The organism is Vibrio sp. 1580, assembly GCF_033340055.1.
This window is the reverse complement of the sequence record NZ_JAWOVT010000174.1, coordinates 1-819: the sequence shown is the minus strand read 5'-3', so window position 1 is coordinate 819 and position 819 is coordinate 1. Positions and strand designations below refer to the sequence as shown.

The following is an 819-nucleotide window of genomic DNA, read 5'->3' as shown; positions in this document are numbered from 1 at the left end:
TAATTGGTCAGGTACTTTACAGCGTTGGTGGTTCAGACGACTCAAGTAAGGAATAACTATGTTAGCTAGACTATTACTTTCATTTTCAGTGGTGCTTACCGCTTTTGGTGTTGGCGCGGCAGAAGTGGATAAAACTCAGCCATATCAAATGATGAAGCAAGTGGCTGAAGTGACATTTGCTCGACTAAAAGCAGAACAGCCAAAAATCAAACAAGATCCTAATCTATTAAAGGTGATTGTTGAGCAAGAGCTGATGCCTTACGTCAACGACCGTTACGCAGCACTGAAACTGCTTGGCCCTAACTTGAAAGGGGCAAAACGTGAAGACGTGCTAGAGTTTGTCGATGCGTTCCGTGCTTACTTGATTGCGTCTTACGCACAAGTCTTGACGCAATACAGCGATCAACAAATTGAGTTTGGTCCAGAGCCGAAATTAGACGACTCTAAGCGTATTACCAGCATCAAAGTTGAGATCATTGATGCGCCTCGTCCAAACATCAAACTAGAATTTAAACTGCGTAAAGACAACAAAACTGACGAATGGGAAGCGTTCGACATGGTTGCAGAAGGCATTAGTTTGCTTTCAAGCAAGCAATCTGAGTGGAATACCAAAATTCGCCAAGACGGTATTCTTGCGGTAGCGCAAGACCTTGAAAAACTTGCAGCGGAGCCAATTCGCTTTGAGGCAAAAAAGTAATGACTCAGTCTCACGCACAGTGGCAGTTGCAACAAGACACGTTAACACTAACGGGGGCGCTGGATAGAGACTCAGTGCCGTCATTGTGGGCCTTTGCCCAGCAGTGGAAACCGTCGCAAAAA

General features: G+C 45.1%; 1 protein-coding gene and 1 pseudogene. Both read left to right on the top strand.

Annotated elements, in window-relative coordinates; genetic code table 11:
• Positions 1 to 58: 58 nt before the first annotated feature.
• Complete coding sequence (locus tag R7093_RS24815) at positions 59 to 697, top strand: phospholipid-binding protein MlaC (protein ID WP_005478835.1); 639 nt, start codon at positions 59 to 61, stop codon at positions 695 to 697.
• Positions 697 to 819, top strand: a pseudogene (locus R7093_RS24810) (NTP-binding protein); the annotation flags it as partial. The gene R7093_RS24815 and the pseudogene R7093_RS24810, both read left to right, overlap by 1 nt.